Below are 17621 nucleotides of genomic sequence, written 5' to 3' on the forward strand. Positions count from 1 at the left end.
AGCCCGGCCAGACCGATGCGGTCGATCGCCGTGCCGTCAGGGGAGTGACGGGCAGCGGCCGGTGGCGCCGCGCCATTCGATGACCATGACGGTGGCGTCGTCCTGGAGCTGCCGGTCGTGGTAGGCCAGCACGCTGCGGATGAGCCGGCGCAGGGACTCCTGCACCGGCAGGCCGTCCATGGCGCTGCGCACGATGAAGTCGACGAAGCGCGGCAGCCCGAACTCCTGGCCGTCCTCGTTGCGGGCCTCGGTGATGCCGTCGGTGTACAGCAGCACCCGGTCGCCGGGCTGGAGCTGCTCCTGGCAGGTCACCAGGGGCAGGCCGAGGGACAGGCCGAGCGGGTGGGACGCCTCGCACTCCAGCGTGGTCACCCAGCGCCCGTCCCTGAGCAGCACCGGCGGGGGATGGCCGCAGTTGACCCAGGTGAGCACGCCGGTGGCGGTGTCCAGGCTGAGCAGCAGCGCGGTGGCGAAGCGCTCGTCGGCGCCGAACTCCTCCTGCAGCATGTCCTCGACCGAGGTCACCGTATCGGCGAGGCTCTTGCCCTGGTGGCGGCAGCTCCGGCAGGCGGCGATGGCGAGCGTCGAGGTCAGCCCGGCCGAGGCGTCGTGCCCCATGGCGTCGCACAGCACCAGGTGCAGGGTGTCGCCGGCCATGCCGTAGTCCAGCGCGTCCCCGCTGATGTCGTACGCCGGTTCCAGTGCCGCGGCGACGACCACCCGGTGGTTGGCGAAGCACAGCGGCGGCATCAGGTTCCACTGCATCTCGGCGGCGACGCTCATCACACGTGTGCGTACGAGCCGGGCATAGGTGTCGCTGTGCTGGCGCCTGCTCACCACGACCATTGAGACGGTCGAGGCCAGGCAGCGCACGTCCTCGATCGTCTGCTCGGTCGCCTCCTCGGCGCTGATCCGCATGACGCCCAGACGCTCGGTGCCGTCCAGCAGCGGCACCCACCACCATTCAGGACTGCCGTCCTCGGCGGTCTTGCTCAGGATCTGCATCTGCTGGTACGCCTTGCCGGCCAGCGTTCCCTCGATGCGCAGCGCCACGGGCTCTCCGCACTCGGTGGTGCACTCGCTCGCCAAGGGTTCCACGAGTGCGTCGAGCTCGCCGGCACGTGTGGTGGTGGACGGCGGCCCGCCCAGCAGGTGGAGCGTCTCCTGCTGGAGGTCGGACATATAGAGGAACACGTCGCGCAGCCCGGCCCGCGGGACGTGCTCGGTGAGCAATTCCGGCAGCCGCTCCAAAGCCAGGCAATGGCTGGCCTCGACCACTTCGGCGATCATTTCGGCGGCCCCGGCGGAGAGCCTCCTCGCCATGGCGTGCCCCCTGTCGTTCCCGCGTGAACCTACCCGAGCTGCCCGCCCGAAAGGGGCATGACCTGGCAAATCTTCCGCATAGCGGATGGAACGTGCGGCTTTGTCCGGTGCCCGGGCCGCCGGAACCACGCGTGGCCCGCCCTTACCCGTCGCTAATCCCATGGTCCGTAGACATGGTGCCTGTCGCCGGGCATCGGGCCCGGCAGTCCAACGAGGAGGACGAGATGACGGTCCGGCGACTGGCCCTGGTGTTGGCGTCGCTTCCGGTGCTGGCGCTGGCCGGGTGCGGGAGCGGAGGAAACGGTACGGGCGTCGCCTCGGCCCAGAAGGGGACGTCCGGGCCGGCGACGGCCGCCTCCCCATCGCCGGCGGTGTCCAGCGACCCGCTGAAGTTCGCCCAGTGCATGCGTGAGCACGGCATCGACATGAAGGACCCCGACGCCGGCGGGCGGGTGGCCATCAAGATCGACAAGAACAAGGAAGGCGAGATGAGGGAGGCGCAGAAGGCCTGCGACAAGTACATGGCGGGTGGCAAGCGCATGGACGCCTCCGATCCGCGTAATCGCGACGCCATGCTGAAGTTCGCCCAGTGCATGCGCGAGCACGGCATCGACGTACCCGACCCCCAGCCGGGCGAGGGGATGAAGGTCAGGGTGCCGAAGAGCGGCGGCGGCAGCGACAAGTTCGAGGCGGCGCAGAAGGCCTGCGAGCAGTATCTCCCGGGCGTGGGAGAGAAGCACTCCCCCTCCTGAGGCGCCGCGGCACCGGCGGCGGGAACCGGCGAGCGGAGGCCCCGGGATCACGGCCCTCGCCGCCCGGCACGGCCCGGCGCGCACACCGGCCGACGGGCCCGGGGCGCGGGGTACGAGTGAGGTCAGCGGGTGGGGGCCGGGAGACGCGGGGGGACGGGGAGGCGGGTCGCCGTCGGGAGGTGGACGGTGACGACCAGGCCGCCGTCCGGCCGGGGAGCCGCCTCCACCTGTCCGTCGTGGGCGGTCACGATGGCCCGCACGATGGACAACCCCAGGCCGGAGCCCTGCGCCGAGCCGACCCGCTCGCGCAACCGGTGGAACGGCTCGAACAGATCGGCCACCTCGTAGCCAGGGATCACCGGGCCGGTGTTGGCCACGCGGATCACGATGTCGTCCGGACCACCGCCGGACTCGGCGGTCACGTCCACCCAGACCGTGCCGTCCTTGACGTTGTACTTCAGCGCGTTCTCCACCAGGTTGAACACGCAGCGCTCGACGAGCACCGGGTCGCCGGCCGCCATCGCCGGGGCCAGCCGCCGTTCCACCGTGATCCGCCGCCGCCGCGCCTGGGGCTCCAGCGACTCCACCACCCCGAGCGCCACCTCGTCCACGGCCACCGGCTTGCGCGCCACCAGCTCGTTCTCCGACCGGGTGAGCAGCAGCAGCCCTTCGATCAGCCGCTCGTGGCGGGCGTTCGTGCCGAGCAGCGCCTTCCCCAGGCGCACGAGGTCGTCCGAGGCGTCCGGCTCCTCCAGGGCCACCTCCAGCAACGTCCGGTTGATCGCCAACGGTGTGCGCAGCTCGTGCGAGGCGTTCAGCACGAACCGCCGCTGCGCGTCGAACGCCCGCTGCAGCCGGTCGAGCATGGCGTCGAAGGTGTCGGCGAGCCGCTTCACGTCGTCCCGCGGGCCGGACAGCGCGATGCGCTCGTGCAGGGTGCTCTCCGAGAGCCGCTCGGCCGTCTCGGTCACCTGGCGCAGCGGACGCAGGGCCCGGTCGGCCACCAGGTGGCCGAGGATGATCGCCAGTACCCCGACGGCCAGCATGATGATCACCGAGTTCTGGGTCAGGTCGCTGAGCACCTGCTGCCGGCCCTGGTCCACCTCCGCGAGCACGTCCTGCCGGATCTTGAACGCGATCACCATGGGCTTGGCCGACTCGATCGGCGGGGGCGGCAGCTCCTTGGTGGTCTGCCCCATCACGAGCTTCTGCTCCAGCGCGCGGGCGGTGAGCAGGTACGTGACTCCCAGCAGCGTGGTGCCGGCCGCGAAGAACAGGCCGGTGTACAGCGTGGTGAGCCGGGTGCGCAGCCCGACCCCGCTCCACCACCCACGCACTCGCCCCATCACCACTCCTCCGGGGCCGAGGACAGGCGGTAGCCGCGGCCCGGGAGGGTCTCGATGAGGTCCGGCTCCCCGAGCTTCCTGCGCAGCGTGGTGATCGTCACGCGCAGCGCCCCCGTCCCGGACTCGATGTTCTCGTCCCAGGCCCGTGCGACGAGCTGCCTCGGCGTGACCGCCTCCCCGCCGGCGCGCAGCAGCTCGGCCAGCACCGCGAACTCCTTGCGGGTGAGCGCGACCGGCCGCCCGTCCCGGTGCACCCCGCGCACGGCCAGGTCCAGCCGGACGCCCGCCTGTTCGAGTACGGCGGGACGGCGCGGCGCCGTCCGGCGGGCGAGCGTACGGATCCGCGCGACCAGTTCGGAGAACGCGAACGGCTTGGTCAGGTAGTCGTCGGCCCCCAGCGACAGGCCCTCCACCCGGTCGCCGACCCGCCCGGCGGCGGTCAGCATGAGCACCCGGCCGCCCGCCCCCGAGGCGGCCAGCCGCCGGCACACCTCGTCCCCGTGCAGTTCGGGCAGGTCACGGTCCAGTACGACGACGTCGTAGCCGGTGTGGCAGAGCCGCTCCAGCGCCTCGGCGCCGTCGTAGGCCACGTCCACGGCGATCGCCCGCCGGCGCAGCCCCCGGGCGATCGCGCCGGCGAGTTCGTCCTCGTCCTCGACGACGAGCACACGCATGTCGCCCCCCTTTTCGGTCGTGTGCGGTGGGTGCGGCGGATCACCGGTGATCAGCGGCGATCGGCAGCTCGGCGGGTGCCGTGACACGGGCCGGGTCCGACCAGCGTGCCCCAGCGCGCGTTAGCCGGCGGTAAGCGCTCGCGGCCAGGCCGAGCGCAGGATCATTCGCCGCGCCCCAGAACCCATCGGCGACGGACGAGAGGCCGTGGGCCTGCGGCGGAAGGGCTTATCCGCGGCTAACCCCGGCCTGGCTAGAAACCCACCATGCCGGCGGGCGTGCGACCCCTGGCAGGGAGGTGACACCTTGATGGGAGCTCGGCGCGTGGCCGTCCTGTCGGCCGGGATCGGGGTGACCGTGATCCTGGCCGGAGCGGCCACCGCGGCTGTGGTGATGAACGCGGGCACCGGTACGCCCACGCCGGCCGCCTCGGCGGCCCGGCAGACCGCGGAGATCACCCGCGGGGACCTGGTCGACACGACCTCGGTGGACGGCACGCTCACCTACGCGGGCGAGCGGCGCGTCTACGCCGGCGCGCCCGGCACGGTCACCGCGGTCGCCAAGGAAGGGGCCACCGTCACCCGGGGCCGGGCGCTGCTGAAGGTCGACCGCAAGCCGCTCGTGCTGATGTACGGCACGATCCCGGTGTACCGGACGATGCGGCGCGGCGTCGTGGACGGCCCGGACGTCCGCCAGCTGGAGACCAACCTCAAGGCCCTCGGCTACGGGGACGACATGACGGTGGACGACGAGTTCACCTACGCCACCGAGCAGGCCGTCCTCGACTGGCAGGAGGACCGCGGGCTCCCGGAGACCGGTGCGGTGGACGCCGCCCAGGTGGCCTTCCTGGACGGCCCGGTGCGGGTGTCGGCGGCCGAGGTCGAGGTCGGCGACGCGGTGGCGCCCGGCCGGCGGGCGCTCACCGTCACCTCCACCCAGCGGACGGTCCACGTGGACCTGGACACCGATCGTTCGTCCATGGCGAGGAAGGGCGCCGCGGTGACCGTCGAGCTGCCCGGGGGACGGCAGGTCAAGGGCACGGTCAGCAGCGTCGGCACGGTCGCGCGGTCCAGCGGCGGGGACGGCGCGCCGGGTGAGGACACCGACGTGACCATCGACGTGGAGATCACCCTGAAGTCGGTCAAGAAGGTGGGGAAGCTCGACCAGGCGCCGGTCAGCGTCAGCATGGAGAGCGAGCGGGTGAAGGACGTGCTCTCGGTACCGGTGGAGGCGCTGCTCGCCCTGGCCGAGGGCGGGTACGGCGTGGAGGTCGTCGAGGGCGGATCGTCCCGCTATGTCGCCGTGGAGACCGGGGCGTACGGCGGTGGCCGGGTCGAGATCTCCGGCGAAGGCCTCGCCGCCGGCCTGAAGGTCGGGGTGCCGGCGAAGTGACCACTGGAGAAGCGGACGCCACGGCGGCCCCCGGAGCGCCGGGCGTGGTCGGGGATGAGGGACGCGCTTCCGGAACGCCGGGTGTCATCGGAAATGAGGCTCCCGGGACGCCGGGCGTCATCGGGAATGAGCGACACGCTCCCGGGACGCCGGGTGTCATGTCGGGCGGGGGACGAGGTTCCGGGACGCCGGGCGTCATGTCGGGCGAGGGGCGAGGTTCCGGCATGTCGGGCGACATCGCCGACGAGGGTCGCGAGGCCGGCTCGGGGAGTGCCGTCGTCCGGCTCACCGATGTGCGCAAGGTGTACGGCGGCCAGGTGGAGGCGCTGCGGGGGGTGAACCTGGTCATCGAGGAGGGCGAGATGCTCGCCATCGTCGGGCCGTCCGGCTCGGGCAAGTCGACGCTGCTGCACATGATCGGCACCCTCGACCGGCCGACGTCCGGCGAGGTCAGCGTCGCAGGGCACCGCGTCGGAGAGCTGAGCGACCGGGAGCTGTCCGCCCTGCGCGCCCGCCACCTGGGGTTCGTGTTCCAGCAGTTCCACCTGGCCCCCGGGGCCACCGCGCTGGACAACGTGGCCGACGGCGCCCTGTACGGCGGGCTGCCGCTGCGCGAGCGGCGGGAACGGGCCGCGGCGGCGCTGGAACGGGTCGGGCTCGGCCACCGGCTCGGGCACCGGCCGCACCAGCTCTCCGGCGGGGAGCAGCAACGGGTCGCCGTGGCCCGGGCCGTCGTCGCCGACCCGCCGCTGCTGCTCGCCGACGAGCCCACCGGCAACCTGGACTCGGCGGCGGGAGCCGAGGTACTGGAGGTCCTGCGGGTGCTGCACACCTCCGGCACCACCATCGCGATCATCACCCACGACATGGAGATCGCCGCCTGGACACCCCGCAGGGTGCGGGTCAGGGACGGCCTGATCGCCGCCGACGAGGGCCCGTCCACCGGCCTCCCGGCGACCGAGAGGAGCGCGAAGTGAACCCGGCCACCGGCGAGCGGGTACGCGCGACGCAAGACACCCCGGAAAAGGCCGGCGGACGAGCGCGGACGGCGGGCACGTCCCGGGCGGGGCGGCTGGTGCCGGCGCGGCTGGCGCCCGGGGACGTGCTGCGGGTCGGCGCGGCCGGGCTGCGCACCCGGCCCGCGCGCGTCGTGCTGTCGGCGCTCGGCATCGCCATCGGCATCGCGACCATGGTCGCGGTCGTCGGGGTGTCCTCCTCGTCCAGGGAGCAGCTCCTGCGCGAACTGGACCGCCTCGGCACCAACCTGCTCACCGTCGCGCCCGGCCAGACCCTGTTCGGCGAGAACGCGAAGCTGCCGAAGGAGGCGCTGGACATGGTGCGCCGCATCGGCCCGGTGACCAAGGCCGGCGCCACCGGCAAGGTCGACGCGACCATCCGCAGGACCGACCGCATCCCTGCGGAGGTCACCGGAGGCATCTCCGTACAGGCCGCCGACGAGGGCCTGGCCACCGCCCTGGAGGGGACCGTACGCCAGGGCACCTGGCTGAACGCCGCCCTGGCCCGGCAGCCGGCCGTGGTGCTGGGCGCGGTCGCCGCCGAACGGCTCGGCATCGAACGGGTGGGCCCGCGGGTGTGGATCGGCGGCCGCTGGTTCACCGTGGTCGGCATCCTGGACGCGATGCCACTGGCCCCCGAGATCGAGCGCTCCGCCCTGCTGGGCTGGCCGGCCGCAGAGCGCTACCTGGGCTTCGACGGGCACCCGACGACGATCTACGAACGCTCGCCGGACGATGCGGTCGAGGCGGTCGGCGCCGCGCTGCCGCGTACGGTCAACCCGGAGAACCCCGACGAGGTGCAGGTCAGCCGTCCCTCGGACGCGCTCGCGGCCAAGGCGGCCGCCTCCGGGGCGTTCACGAACCTGCTGCTCGGCCTCGGCGGCGTCGCACTGCTGGTCGGCGGAGTCGGCGTCGCCAACACGATGGTCATCTCGGTGCTGGAACGCCGCAAGGAGATCGGCCTGCGCCGCTCGCTCGGCGCCACCCGCGGCCAGATCAGGGTCCAGTTCCTCACCGAGTCACTGCTGCTGTCCCTGCTCGGCGGGACGGCCGGTGCCCTGCTCGGCGCGGCGGCCACGGCCGCCTACGCCCTGGCCAAGGGACTGCCGGTCGTGGTGCCGCCCTGGTCGGTCGGCGGCGCGGCACTGGCGGCCCTGCTCATCGGCACCCTCGCGGGGATCTACCCCGCGACGCGTGCCGCCCGCCTGGCCCCCACCGAGGCCCTGGCCACGTCCTGACCCGCCCGGCGGAAGGTGTCAAAACCCTGTCACGGGTAGACATGCAAGGGGTACAGATGGAGGTGAGCCCCCTACGACAGGGGGCGGGCCTCCGTCGTCCCGCATGACCACTCCGGTCAGGGCGCGGCGACCCGCGACGGGACGCGCGCGCCTGACGGCCGTGCCGAACACGAGGGGAAGCACCGTGACGCAGAAGTTCTCTCTGGTGGCCATGGCCCGTGAGCAGCTGGACAAGGCGAGCGCGTCGCGCGGCGGGCACGCGGCCGGCACGGTCGTCGGCGGGCACGAGCGCGTGCTGCGGCAGACGCTGATGGCCTTCGCCAAGGGCGCCGAGCAGAGCGAGCACCAGGCCAACGGCGAGGCCACCGTCTACGTCCTTTCCGGCCGGGTCCGCATCGTCGCCGGCGACGACTCCTGGGAGATCATGGCCGGCGACCTCCTCGTCATCCCTGAGGCCCGCCACCGCCTCGAAGCCCTGGAGGACTCCGCCCTCCTCCTGACCGTCGCCATCCCCCGCTGACCAGCTCGGTGAGCGCATAAGAATCGCCCGGCCGCTGGGTCGGTGAGCCGATCGGAAAAGACCAGGGCCTCGCCCAAAGGGCGAGGCCCACGCCCACCCATCGAAATGAATGGGGCAACCGGCCCAAGCAAACCGGTTCCTGCGAGTCTTTCTCCTGGCTGAAAATCACCAGAAAGTCGACAAAGCGTCATGTAAGAGGAACGGCTGTCGCGAATCCGTGATTATCGCCGTCCGCTCGGTTCTCTGAGCCGGTATCACTACCCTTGTCTGATGTGCTGTCTCAGTACAGGGGCGCCGGGCGACGGAGGACTCGATGGACAACGCATCATTGCCTGCAGCGGACGCGAGGACCTTTTTGCCCGATGATGACCCGCGAACTCGGGCCGCCATCGTTGATCTGGTCGGGGAGTTGGGCAGACAACAGCAGCCAGTAGGCCATCGTCCGGCGCTGCTCACCGGTCCGGACGGAGCGTCGCCGCTTCCCTTGCCTGCGCAGGTCCATGAGGCGCTCTTGCAGATCGTGGAGGTGCTATCACAGGTCCTGGCCGTAACGGTCGCACCACAGCACATGACGATGTCGACTTACGAGGCCGCCAACCTGCTCGGCGTCTCCAGATCCACCATGCTCAGACTGCTGGGAAACAGCGGTCTCCCGCCTGAGCGTGTGAAAAGTCGCTCCGCAGCCCACCGCCAGGTACGTCTGGAAGACGTCCTAGCCATCAGAGAAAACCGTCGAGTAGAGCGACGCCGTCTCCTGACGGAACTGACAACGGACTCGGTAGATGCGGGTATGTACGACAAGCGTGCCGACGAGTTCAAATAACTGAAGTGACCGCCTGGCAGCCGGGGAATCTCTCCCGCCTCGCCTGGAGGCCGTTCGAGCCCTTCTATGCATACCGAGGCATTGCCTGCCTGATATGGGGTAATATATGAGGAGTTGTCGCTAGTGGGCGAGTTCAGTTGTCAAAGCGTCCGGTTTTTCATGCTCGTCAGGAACGATGACCATGCGGCTCGGGGGATCAGGACTGCCGAGGTGTGAAGGCTTTTGCTGTCTCGGACGGCCACGATGCTGCGGATATGCAATGCGACTTCGACGCGGTTGCCGCCTGTGGTGCCGCTCCGGGAACTCTTCACCCATGTGGCATTCGTGAGTTCCTTGGCCAGGTCATGTGCTCGTGCTGTCACGGTCTCTGCTTCTTTGATCTTGCGGAGCGATTAGCAGATGTTCATCCCTGGCAGGATCCGCCAGGTTGGTGGTCCAAGAAGTGGCGCACCGCTTCGAGCCTCGGCTCTTGAACGGGTGTCAGTCCGCTCGCATGTGGTTCAGGAAGGCGCTCCACTCCGCTCTGTCGACGACCAGTGCGGGGCGTGAGCGGTCTTTGCTGTCGCGCACGCCGTACCTGCTCCCGGGCAGGTGGGCCACCTCGACGCAGTTGCTGCCGTCCCCTCCGGAGAAGCTGGACTTGCGCCACTGAGTGCCGGCGAGTTGGTGGGTTACATCGACCATCGTCGCAACGCCTCCTTGATCATGTGGAGCGACTCCCGGCGGGGCAGGGCGTCGGCTCGGATCACGCCATGCCTGAATGCTAGACCGCGAGCTTCGGCTGTACTATCGCTCACCCGGTCCTCCATGCTCTGTGAGTCGATATAAGCGACGGACGCGGGACGTCCGGGCATGTCGGCGACCGTAAAGCTGCCCAGCAGTCCGACAGTGCTGTACGCGGTGTGGGGAAGAATCTGCAGAGAGCCCGAGCGGCTTCTGCTCCACTCCAGAAGATGGTTCAACTGGTCGCTCATCACAGTGGGGTCGCCGACCATACGGTGGAGGACGCTCTCGTCCAACACGACCCACAACATGGGGGGCGAAGGTCGCTGCAGGATCTTCTGCCGGTTGAGTCGCGCACATACCCGTTCGTCGATCTGGTCTGACGTTGCCCCCGGCTCATTCGCGATCAAGGCTCTCGCGTATCCCTCTACCTGTAGCAGGCCAGGGACCATGGCGAGCTCCCAGATGTGCAGCGCCTCCGCCTCGCGTTCGTAGTCGAGCCAGGGGCGGAACCACCGGGGGAGTTGGGCGGCGGCGCGGTTGAGGCGATCGAGAAAGCTCGCGAGCGCGCCGTTGAGGCCGAGGATCTTGTCCGCCCGCTGGGCCAGGTCCATGGTGGGCGCACGGTGGCCATTTTCGATCATGCTCAACTGACTGATCGACAGATGCACGGCCTCGCAGAGTTGTCGTTGGGTGAACCCGGCTGAAAGCCGGAATTTGCGTAGTTCTGTACCGAATTGAATGCGGGGGGATATGGAGGGATCCGGTTCCAGGGGTGTCATCACCGGTTCCTTTCCTGCCGTCGGACGATCCTCCTGTCATGATGCTGTGGCTTCGCAAGCCGTGCCCCGCGGTTCACATGATTGTGAACCCGATACGAATGCCCCAGGGCTACCGCTGCTTTGTTGGCAATGCGGGATGGTCGCGTAATGGCCGGATAGGCGTATCGAACGATATGGCGATTCCATCTAATCGGACGGTGGAGCCGGCGCGTCGCATGCCGTGAAGCGCCGGAGGCGGTTGGTGGGAGTGTCGGGTAGGGCGCGGCGATCAGGCCGGTGGGGCCGCGGTGGGTGGGGTGGGGTGTGGCAGGGTGGCGGTGTATGTCACGTCTGTGAGGGGTCAGGGCTGGGATGGGGTTGGAGGTGGAGAGTCGGGGGTCGGACTCGGCTTATGTGGCTCGGGTGTGGCGGAGCCGGAGCGAGGGGGTGGACCGGATGATGTCGGTCGCGACGGCGCACTGGGATCTGGTGTTCTGGGAGCACCGTGGCCGGGTGAGCGCGGCCGTGCACGGGCCGGAGTCGGGGGCGAGTCAGGCGTCCGTGCCGGAGGAGGCCACGTTCTTCGGGATCAGCTTCCCGGCCGGCACCACCATGACGCACCTTCCGGTCAACCGGCTGGTCGACGCCGGCGTGGAGATCCCCGATGCCACCGCCAGGTCCTTCTGGCTGAAAGGGTCCATCTGGCACCGTCCGGACTACGACAACGCGGAGGCGTTCGTCGAGCGACTGGTGCGTGAAGGGGTGCTGGTCCGTGACCCGCTCGTGGCGGCGGTGCTGGACGGCGCCGCGCCGCAGGTGTCCGAACGCACTCTTCAGCGGCGGTTCGTCGCGGTGACCGGGCTGACCCGCGGCGCCGTCCGGCAGATCGACCGGGCCAGATCGGCGGCGGTCCTGATCCGCGAGGGCGTGCCGGCTCACGAGGTGGTCCACCGGCTCGGGTACTTCGACCAGCCGCATCTGACGCGGTCGCTGGCCCGGTACATCGGGCAGACCGCCACGCGGTTGAGCGACCGGGACACATCCGAGCCGCTGTCGCTTCTGTACAAGACCTGAGCGGGTCGCTTCGCATACCCTGCCAGGCGCAGCGGCCACTCCTGGTGGCCGGCGACCGAGGAGCGGAGCAATGGGCAAGATCGTCGCGAACTTCTTCATCTCCCTGGACGGCGTGGTCGAGGCGCCGGACCAGTGGCACTTCCCGTACTGGAACGACGAGATGGGCGCCGCGATCGAGGCGGGCATGCAGAGCGCCTCGGCGTTCCTGATGGGCCGGAAGCTGTACGACGAGTGGTCGGCGTACTGGACGACGACCGACCAGGACCAGGATTTCGCCAAGTTCATCAACGACGCGACCAAGTACGTCCTGTCCAGCACCATGGAGAAGGCGGAGTGGCACAACACCACCGTCATCTCCGGGGATGTGGCGGCCGAACTGCGCGAGATCAAGGAGCGGACCGACGGCGCCATCCAGATGTCCGGCTGCGCGACGACCGTGCGGTGGCTGCTCGCCAACGGGCTGCTCGACGAGCTGAACCTGCTCCTGCACCCGATCGCGGTCGGCCACGGGCAGCGGCTGTTCGAGGACACCCCGACCCACCCGCTGAAGCTGGTCAGGTCCGAGACGTTCCAGACCGGCGTGCTCAACCTGAGCTACGTCCCGGAAAACGCCGCCTGACCGGCTCAACGGGGACGCCGGCCGGTCGTGGGAGGCGGGGGTGGCCGCGCGTGTGGTGCATCGGGGATGACAGGTGACCCTGGGGGCGGCGCTGTCGCAGTGGGCCGGGGGTTGGTAGCGTTCGGGGAAGCTTCATAGGTGTGCCGGGAAGTCTGGTCGGCGATGTTCTGAGCAATTGTCCGCCGACCCCCGGAGGTTCGCCCCGTGACCGCGATCGCGGCCGTCATCGTCTTCGTCGTCGTCTACGTGCTGATCGCCACCGAGCGGATCCATCGGACGGCGGCCGCGCTGGGCGGGGCCGGGCTGATGCTGCTGATCCACGCGGTGGACAGCAAGTCGGCGTTCTTCTCCGAGCACTCCGGCATCGACTGGAACGTCATCTTCCTGCTGCTCGGCATGATGATCATCGTCGGCGTGCTGAAGCAGACCGGGGTGTTCGAGTACGTCGCGATCTGGGCGGCCAAGCGCGCGCGGGGCCGCCCGTTCCGGCTGATGGTGATGCTGGTCGTGATCACCGCGGTGGCCTCGGCGCTGCTGGACAACGTCACCACGGTGCTGTTGATCGCCCCGGTCACGTTCCTGGTCTGCGAGCGGCTGGCGCTGCCGGTGGCGCCGTACCTCATCGCCGAGATCATGGCGTCCAACATCGGCGGTACCGCCACCCTGGTCGGCGACCCGCCCAACATCATCATCGCCAGCCGGGCCGGGTTCACCTTCAACGACTTCCTGGTGCACCTGGCCCCGCTCATCGTCGTGCTGCTGGTCGTCTTCGTGGGCCTGTGCCGGTGGCTGTTCCGGTCGGCCTTCGTGTACGACGCCGAGCGCGCGGGCCAGATCATGAAGCTGAACGAGCGGGAGGCCATCCAGGACCGCCGGCTGCTGGTGCAGAGCCTCGCCGTGCTGGCCGTGGTCATCGCGGCGTTCGTCCTGCATCCGGTGCTGCACTACGAGCCCTCGATCGTCGCGCTGCTGGGCGCCGGCCTGCTGGTCGCCGCGACCAGGATCACCGTCGAGGAGTCCATCCGCGACGTGGAGTGGGCGACGCTGGTGTTCTTCATGGGCCTGTTCGTCATGGTCGGCGCCCTGGTGGAGACCGGGGTCATCGGCCAGGTCTCCAAGGCCGCCGCCTCGGCGACCGAGGGCAACCTGACGCCCGCCACGATGGGGCTGCTCGGCGGTTCGGCGGTGCTGTCGGCCATCGTGGACAACATCCCCTACGTCGCCACGATGAGCCCGATCGTCGCCGACCTGGTGCACGCGGGCGGGCCGCAGTGGCAGGTGCTGTGGTGGGCGCTGGCCCTGGGTGCCGACCTCGGCGGCAACGCGACCGCGGTGGGCGCCTCGGCGAACGTGGTGGTGCTCGGCATCGCCGCCCGCAACGGCGTGCGCATCAGTTTCTGGGAGTTCACCAAGTACGGCCTGGTGGTCACCGTCGTGACGGTGGGGCTGTCGGTCCCGTACCTGTGGCTGCGTTATCTCGCCGGTTAGGCTCGAATTCACAGAGGCGAAGGAGGTCCTCCGGTGCATGCCCGCGATCTGGTGTCCGGATTCCCCACGGTCACCGCGGACACCCCGGCGGTGGAGGCGGCCCGTCTGCTCGCCGAGCGCGACCTGCCGGGGCTGATCGTTCTGGACGGCGACGGTCTGCCGCTGTGCGTGCTGCCCGGCACCCAGGTGCTGCGGCTGGCCGTGCCGCGTTACTGCCAGGACGATCCGGCGCTGGCCCGCGTCATCGACGAGGACCAGGCCGATGCGTTCGTCCGCGGGCTCGGCGCCCGTACGGTCGGCGAGTGCCTGCCGGAGCAGCCGCGCGAACTTCCGATCACCGACCCGGACGCCACCCTGCTGGAGGTGGCGGCCCTGATGGCCCGCACCAAGAGCCCGCTGGTCGCCGTCGTGGACGGCGACCGGCTGCTCGGGGCGATCACCCTGAAGGCGCTGCTGAACCGCGCCCTGCCCGCCTGAGACCCGGCGCGGCCACGATCCGGCGCGCGGTCGGCGGCCCCGTGGTCCTTGTGAGGCCGGGGCGGGGTTCCCGGCCGGCCGCGTGCCGGTTCGCTTGGAGCCGTCGCCTCTGGGGCCGTGCGCGGCCATGGGAGGCAGGCCGGATGGTCTCTGGATGTCGCCGGTAAGTGTACGGTGTACGCTCATGGTCGTGGGTGTGCGTCGTACGCCTACGAGAGTCACCGAGCTGATGGAGTGGTGGCGATCATGGCGGATGGCGGTCTGGCCGACTGGATTCGTGCTCATGGGCATCCGGTCGCGGCACTTGACCTGCGGGCGCCCCTGGACGACCTCGCCCCGTTGTCGGAGATCGTCGGTTCGGCGCGTGTGGTCGCTCTGGGGGAGAGTTCGCACCATGTCCGGGAGTTCCACCAGGTACGCCATCGGATGCTGCGATTCCTTGTCGAGCGGTGCGGGTTCACCATCTTCGCCATGGAAGCGCCGTTCGCCGAGGGAACAGTGCTGGACGGTTGGCTCCGCGGTGGACCCGGCGCCGTCGAGGACGTTGTACGTGACGCGGTCGCCCTCGGTCTCGGGGACGTGCCGGAACTGCACGAGGTCCTGCGCTGGCTGCGGGCGTACAACGGGCGTCCGGGCGGCGTGCCGGTTCGGTACGCCGGCGCGGACCTGCCCGGCTCGCTGGGGTCGCCGCTGCCGGCGATCGAGGCGGTCACGGCGTACGTCGAGACCTACGCCCCGGACGTACTGCCCAAGCTGGCGCAGGCCCGGGAACTCGCCGGACGCCTCCATGATCCAGAGCCGATGAAGGTCCTGTTCGGCTATCCGTCGGTGGATCAGGCCGAGCGGGACGCGTTGACCACGGTGCTGGCCGAACTGGTCGCACGGACCCAGCGAACGGCGCGTTGGCAGCGCGCCTGTGGCCGGACGGCCGAGTACGCCATGGCGGCGCACCGGTTGCGCGGGGCGTGGCTGGTCGACCAACTGCACCGCTCCATGGTCGATGAGGGAATCGAGGTCGCCTCGACTTTCCGCGATGTCTACATGGCCGAGTCGGTGCTGCACCTGCTGGAGCGGGATCCCGGTGCCCGCATCGTGCTGACCGCGCACAATTGGCACCTGAGGAAAGCGCCGGTCCCATCCGGCTCCGGTGAGCTGTTCCCGGCCGGATACCACCTCGCCGCCGAACTCGGCGCGGACTACCGTGCCATCGCGGTGACCTCGCGTGGCGGTCGCACGGCGATCGTAAGCGGTGACCTCTCCGGATCCGGGGGCTTGCCCTTCCGGGAGACGGCACTTCCGCCTCTGGAAGACGCGGCGATCGAGTCGGCCTTCCCCGGCTCGGCGTCGTCGGCGTCGTGGACCATCGCCGACCTGCGCGCGGCGACCGCGGTTTCCGACGCGGGGCGGTACACCCGGATGCGGATGGCGGACTACTTCTGCGACCAACCCGCATTCGACTGTTTCGACGCCGTCGTCTGCGTCGCCGAGACCAACGGCACGGAGCACACCCGTCCGGCCTGACAGCCCGGGTCCTGCCCCGCCGTGCTCGCGCGGGCCGGTCGGCGGATCTTCCAGCCGCCGACCGGCCCGCCCGCAGGGATGCTCACCGTGGTTGCCCACCGGGCGCGACCGCTCGCGAGATGCCCGCGCAGCCGCGGTGACGTCCGGCGCGCCGCCGGTCTCGGTCGGGTCAGCTGAGGGTGGCCTCTTCGGGGGTCCAGCCTTCCGGGAGCGGGTCGGGTTCGCGGACGGTGGTGGACAGGCGCCGGAACTCGCCGTGCTCGGCGGAATCGGCGATGGCGGCCATCGCCTCCAGCACGTGCTGGGCCAGCGGGCCGGACGCGCGGTGCGGGACGCCGGCGCGCAGCGCGCGGGCCAGGTCGAGCACGCCGAGCCCGCGCCCGACGGTGGTGCCCGTCACGCGCAGCTCGCGCCAGTCGTCGTCCCCGGCCGCGCGCACCTTGAGCGGTCCGGTGAAGGTGTTGGGGTCGGGGAGCGACAGGCTGCCCTCGGTGCCGATGATCTCGATCGTCGTCACGTGGGAGGGGGAGTCGAAGCTGAACGTCGAGGTCGCGCTCGCGCCGCCGGTGAAGTCGAGCAGCGCCATGACGTGCGTGGGGATCTCCACGGCGAAGCGCGTACCCGCCTTGGGGCCCGATCCGATCACGCGGTACGGCCGGGCCTGCCGCGCGGTGGCGGCGACCTTGGTGATCGGGCCGAGCATCGCGACCAGCGCGGTCAGGTAGTACGGGCCGATGTCGAACAGCGGCCCCGCGCCGCGCTGGAACAGGAACTCGGGGTTGGGGTGCCAGGACTCCGGTCCCGGGTTCTGCATGACCGCGGTCGCCGCGACGGGCGCGCCGATCAGGCCGGCCGCGAGGGCCCGCCGCGCCGACTGCAGGCCGGCGCCGAGGAAGGTGTCGGGGGCGTTGCCGATGCGCAGGCCCCGCTCGGTGGCCTCGGCCAGCAGCTTCTCCCCTTCCTCCGGGGTGAGGCTGAGCGGTTTCTCGCCGTAGACGTGCTTGCCCGCCCGCAGGGCGGCGGTGGCGACGGCGGCGTGCGCGGCCGGGATGGTGAGGTTGACGACGATCTCGACCTCGGGGACGGCCAGGACGGTGTCCAGGTCCCCGGCCACCGGTACGCCGTACGCCTGGGCCTTCTCCTTGGCCCGCGCCACGTCGAGGTCGGCGACGCCGAGCACGCGGACGTCGGGGAACGTGGTGAGGTTGCGCAGGTAGGCGTCGCTGATCGCGCCGGCTCCGACGAGGGCGACGCCGACGGGGCCGGCGGTCATGCGCGCTCCAGGCCGGTGAGGTAGGCGTGGCTGTCGGCCAGGGCCTGGTACAGGTCGGTGTCGCAGTTGTCCAGCTCGACGATGCGCAGCGCGTCCGGGGCGGCGGCCAGGAAGTCCGGCACCGGCATCACGCCTTGGCCGACCGCCGTGTGCGGCCGGTCCTTGACGCCGGGGCCGTCCTTGACGTGCAGGGCCAGGACGCGGGCGCCGAGCCGGTCGAGCAGCGCGGGGACGTCGGCGCCGCCCACGGCGGCCCAGTAGGTGTCGATCTCCAGGAACACCTCGGGGGCGAGCAGGCCGGCGAGCGCTTCGAGGGCGTGGACGCCGTCGATCCGCGGCTCGATCTCCCACCAGTGGTTGTGGTAGCCGAGGCGCATGCCGTACCGGCCGGCGTGCTCGGCGAAGCCGTTGAGCAGGTCGGCGGTACGGGCGAGCCCGTCGCGGGTGGTGAAGTCCTCTTCTGGGATGCCGCCTGGGATGATGACGAGTTCCGCTCCGATCGTGGCGACGGCGTCCAGGACGGCGTCCGGCTCCTGCGAGAACAGGGCGTAGGCGTGGGTGCTCGGCACGGCGAGGCCCAGCTCGTCGGCGGTCCTGCGGAAG

General features: G+C 70.6%; 19 protein-coding genes. 11 read left to right on the top strand and 8 right to left on the bottom strand.

All coding sequences use genetic code 11. The features are described from left to right. Window positions 1-36 precede the first annotated feature (36 nt). Window positions 37-1323 (bottom strand): PP2C family protein-serine/threonine phosphatase, encoded by a 1287-nt coding sequence (locus IEY93_RS08645; protein ID WP_203968651.1) that lies wholly within the window; start codon window positions 1321-1323, stop codon window positions 37-39. A 173-nt stretch (window positions 1324-1496) separates the two neighbouring features. Here IEY93_RS08645 and IEY93_RS08650 point away from each other — a divergent pair, with 173 nt between their 5' ends. Next, window positions 1497-2075, top strand: a complete 579-nt coding sequence (locus IEY93_RS08650) for a hypothetical protein (protein WP_189162461.1) — start codon at window positions 1497-1499, stop codon at window positions 2073-2075. A gap of 122 nt (window positions 2076-2197) precedes the next feature. Here the strand turns inward: IEY93_RS08650 and IEY93_RS08655 are convergent, their stop codons facing one another. Both IEY93_RS08655 and IEY93_RS08660 read right to left on the bottom strand, forming a co-directional pair. Then, entirely contained in the window at window positions 2198-3421 is a 1224-nt protein-coding gene (locus IEY93_RS08655) for a sensor histidine kinase (RefSeq protein WP_189162462.1), read from the bottom strand. After that, window positions 3421-4095, bottom strand: coding sequence for a response regulator transcription factor (locus tag IEY93_RS08660; RefSeq protein WP_189162463.1), 675 nt, complete (start codon window positions 4093-4095; stop codon window positions 3421-3423). Before IEY93_RS08660 ends, IEY93_RS08655 begins: the two co-directional genes overlap by 1 nt. Before the next feature lie 307 nt (window positions 4096-4402). On the opposite strand from IEY93_RS08660, the gene IEY93_RS08665 reads away from it, so the two are divergent. The 5 genes from IEY93_RS08665 to IEY93_RS08685 all read left to right on the top strand — a co-directional run bounded on the left by IEY93_RS08665 (window position 4403) and on the right by IEY93_RS08685 (window position 9082). Next, the gene (locus IEY93_RS08665; RefSeq protein ID WP_189162464.1) at window positions 4403-5485 is read left to right on the top strand and encodes a peptidoglycan-binding protein; all 1083 of its coding nucleotides are present in this window, start codon (window positions 4403-4405) and stop codon (window positions 5483-5485) included. A 224-nt stretch (window positions 5486-5709) separates the two neighbouring features. Beyond that, the gene (locus IEY93_RS08670) at window positions 5710-6462 is read left to right on the top strand and encodes an ABC transporter ATP-binding protein (protein ID WP_189162465.1); all 753 of its coding nucleotides are present in this window, start codon (window positions 5710-5712) and stop codon (window positions 6460-6462) included. A gap of 110 nt (window positions 6463-6572) precedes the next feature. Then, on the top strand, window positions 6573-7739 hold the full coding sequence (locus tag IEY93_RS08675) for an ABC transporter permease (RefSeq protein WP_203968664.1): 1167 nt from the start codon (window positions 6573-6575) through the stop codon (window positions 7737-7739). A gap of 184 nt (window positions 7740-7923) precedes the next feature. Beyond that, the gene (locus IEY93_RS08680) at window positions 7924-8259 is read left to right on the top strand and encodes a cupin domain-containing protein (RefSeq protein WP_229690985.1); all 336 of its coding nucleotides are present in this window, start codon (window positions 7924-7926) and stop codon (window positions 8257-8259) included. Window positions 8260-8572: 313 nt separating this feature from the next. After that, the gene (locus IEY93_RS08685; protein WP_189162468.1) at window positions 8573-9082 is read left to right on the top strand and encodes a MerR family transcriptional regulator; all 510 of its coding nucleotides are present in this window, start codon (window positions 8573-8575) and stop codon (window positions 9080-9082) included. Window positions 9083-9222: 140 nt separating this feature from the next. On the opposite strand, the gene IEY93_RS39705 is transcribed toward IEY93_RS08685, so the two are convergent. From IEY93_RS39705 to IEY93_RS08700, 3 genes are all read right to left on the bottom strand, one after another. Further along, window positions 9223-9444, bottom strand: coding sequence for a DUF397 domain-containing protein (locus IEY93_RS39705; protein ID WP_372444504.1), 222 nt, complete (start codon window positions 9442-9444; stop codon window positions 9223-9225). A 118-nt stretch (window positions 9445-9562) separates the two neighbouring features. Then, window positions 9563-9766: a DUF397 domain-containing protein gene (locus IEY93_RS08695; RefSeq protein WP_189162469.1), complete on the bottom strand. Its 204-nt coding sequence runs from the start codon at window positions 9764-9766 to the stop codon at window positions 9563-9565. Beyond that, window positions 9754-10587: a helix-turn-helix domain-containing protein gene (locus IEY93_RS08700; protein WP_189162470.1), complete on the bottom strand. Its 834-nt coding sequence runs from the start codon at window positions 10585-10587 to the stop codon at window positions 9754-9756. The genes IEY93_RS08695 and IEY93_RS08700 overlap by 13 nt, the downstream gene beginning before the upstream one ends. 435 nt (window positions 10588-11022) lie before the next feature. Here IEY93_RS08700 and IEY93_RS08705 point away from each other — a divergent pair, with 435 nt between their 5' ends. From IEY93_RS08705 to IEY93_RS08725, 5 genes are all read left to right on the top strand, one after another. Beyond that, complete coding sequence (locus tag IEY93_RS08705) at window positions 11023-11640, top strand: helix-turn-helix domain-containing protein (protein WP_203968652.1); 618 nt, start codon at window positions 11023-11025, stop codon at window positions 11638-11640. 70 nt (window positions 11641-11710) lie between these two features. After that, window positions 11711-12259 (top strand): dihydrofolate reductase family protein, encoded by a 549-nt coding sequence (locus tag IEY93_RS08710; protein ID WP_189162472.1) that lies wholly within the window; start codon window positions 11711-11713, stop codon window positions 12257-12259. Between the two features lie 204 nt (window positions 12260-12463). Continuing rightward, window positions 12464-13747, top strand: a complete 1284-nt coding sequence (locus IEY93_RS08715) for an ArsB/NhaD family transporter (protein WP_189162473.1) — start codon at window positions 12464-12466, stop codon at window positions 13745-13747. A gap of 33 nt (window positions 13748-13780) precedes the next feature. Then, the gene (locus IEY93_RS08720; protein ID WP_189162474.1) at window positions 13781-14224 is read left to right on the top strand and encodes a CBS domain-containing protein; all 444 of its coding nucleotides are present in this window, start codon (window positions 13781-13783) and stop codon (window positions 14222-14224) included. A 246-nt stretch (window positions 14225-14470) separates the two neighbouring features. Further along, the gene (locus IEY93_RS08725; RefSeq protein WP_189162475.1) at window positions 14471-15745 is read left to right on the top strand and encodes an erythromycin esterase family protein; all 1275 of its coding nucleotides are present in this window, start codon (window positions 14471-14473) and stop codon (window positions 15743-15745) included. Between the two features lie 169 nt (window positions 15746-15914). Here IEY93_RS08725 and IEY93_RS08730 read toward each other — a convergent pair whose 3' ends face one another. Beyond that, a complete protein-coding gene (locus IEY93_RS08730) occupies window positions 15915-17018 on the bottom strand; it encodes a Gfo/Idh/MocA family protein (RefSeq protein ID WP_189162476.1) in 1104 nt (367 codons plus the stop codon). Continuing rightward, window positions 17015-17621 (bottom strand): sugar phosphate isomerase/epimerase family protein (locus IEY93_RS08735; protein ID WP_229690986.1); only part of this gene is annotated, 607 nt, incomplete at its 5' end. The genes IEY93_RS08730 and IEY93_RS08735, both read right to left, overlap by 4 nt.

Origin of the sequence: Sphaerisporangium melleum (assembly GCF_014646695.1) — a bacterium.
Lineage (GTDB): Bacteria > Actinomycetota > Actinomycetes > Streptosporangiales > Streptosporangiaceae > Sphaerisporangium > Sphaerisporangium melleum.